This is a genomic window from Nocardioides sp. P4_G4, assembly GCF_056401085.1.
In genome coordinates this window covers 1-1,804 of record NZ_JBFUKA010000176.1, presented here as the reverse complement: position 1 = coordinate 1,804, position 1,804 = coordinate 1, and the positions used below count along the sequence as shown (strand labels likewise).

Annotated in this window: 2 protein-coding genes; one reads left to right on the top strand and one right to left on the bottom strand. The window is 65.5% G+C overall.

Features of this window, described 5'->3' with window-relative positions:
- A partial coding sequence (locus AC1DQF_RS21545) for a helix-turn-helix domain-containing protein (protein WP_477527265.1) occupies positions 1-186 on the bottom strand: 186 nt, incomplete at its 3' end.
- Between the two features lie 158 nt (positions 187-344).
- Here AC1DQF_RS21545 and AC1DQF_RS21540 point away from each other — a divergent pair.
- Entirely contained in the window at positions 345-1,790 is a 1,446-nt protein-coding gene (locus tag AC1DQF_RS21540; RefSeq protein WP_477527264.1) for a hypothetical protein, read from the top strand.
- Positions 1,791-1,804: the final 14 nt, after the last annotated feature.

Here is a 1,804-nt window from a genome sequence, read left to right as displayed (position 1 = left end):
CGACTGGGACATGGCCCGCGGTGTAGGGCCCGACGAGGAGATCCGCTGCACATGGACTGAGCCGTCGTCGATCATCAGGCGACCCCGCTGTCGAACTGCGTGAAGCCGTCCGGACTGAACGAGTGCTCGAACACGTGTGGTCGTGATGCCAAGAGCCTCCGCCGCCTGCGCCGTCGTGAAACTCATGAGGGCAATCTCCGGGAGGCGCAATAGAAGTGTCAAGTGCAGGCGAGCGAAGGACGACGAACTTGAGCGTGAAAGCACGCACTGGGGAGCGACCGAGCGGCCGACGCACACATGTGTTGTGTCGGAATCAATCGCTTCTCGAGCACCCAGGAGGGTCCATGTCTCAGTTCGCGCTCTACACGCTCGTCTCTGTCACCACGCCGGTCGAGGTCAGGGGAGACCGCGAGACCTACTACGCGGTCGCCACGCGCGTCCGCCACGGATGCGTTCCCGTGGTCGAGTTCCTCGACGTTGTTCTCACGGCCTCAGCGGACGCCGCCAGGGACGGTGTGTGGGAGGTTTCGATGGCGGACGAGTTGTTCTTCGCGGCCCTCCGCACGTCAAGCCCAACCGCAGCCGATGTGGAGCACATGCTTCAGCGTCACGGTGAGTACGCCACCGAGGTCGGTTGGACGCCGGCGTTCCGAAGTCTCCCGCGAGTATGGGTGCGCAGGTCGATGGCCGGCCACGAAGCGATGACGTCGCTCGTCACCACAGTGCGCGGTCACCGTCTGCATGAGGTGGAGGTCGATGACTACGCAACGGCGGTGTCGCTCGGGCGGCTGCGGCGGGTGATGTGTCCCGACGGGTCGCACACGACGTGGGAGGCAGACGTGCGAGTGCTGGTGCGCTCGCTCGCAGATGGAAGTCTCCCTGTCACGGACCCGACCGACCCGTGGAGTGCCCGTCCCTTGAGCCGTCTGTGCAAGGACGATGCCGGGCCGTGGCTACCTTCAACGCACGTCGTGCGTCTGCAGGAACACACGGTGACACTCGACGGGGAACCCATAGGGCTCCTCGACCTCAAGCGTGGGGTTCCCCTGCGTGACACGGCCCGTCGCCACATGCTCCGAGCGGTCCTGGGCGTTCTGGGAGTGCCATTCGACGGGCCCCGTCATGCAGAGCAGGTTTATGAGCGGCTCGCCCGCGTCGAGCAGTTCTTCCCTGCCAACTCGGCCACCCGCACATCGCCGTCCGCGCCCACCCAACCCGTACTGGTCGTCCAGCACGAGAGCGGGTCGGTGCACCTTCGCTGTCCCCAGCGCGCCTACGGGCGCTCGGCGTCACTCTTGAGTGGCGCGGCCCTCGACTACGCGGTGGACCTGCATTCCGGTGACCGCGCAGAGTGTTTCGGTAGCGTCAAGGACTTGAGTCTGGTGGGTCCGGATGATGGGCTCGTCGCGCGTGTGGTGCGGGTCTTGGATGCGGACCCGACTCTTCACGTGTTGGGCTACTCCGCCTACTACGACACCGAGACGCCTGGACCTACAGTTCGATTCCGGCGCGTTGACGACCGCCCGCAACACCCCAAGACCAAGCCTTGGGTGCACATCATCGACTACGACGAGGTCGGCGGGCTCTGGGTCTTCGGCGAGGAGGCCCACCTTCGTGCAGCGCTCGACATGGCCATCGCACACGACATCCCCGTCCTGCCCGGTGTGAACGCTGGCTCAGACGCCCTGTGCATCGAGACACCGGCACACGGTCCGCGCTTGCAGGAGTTGCTCAGGGGCCAGGGGTTCGTCGTGCTCACTGATGAGTTCCGGGGCTCGGAGGGCGAGTGAACCTACTTCTGGGA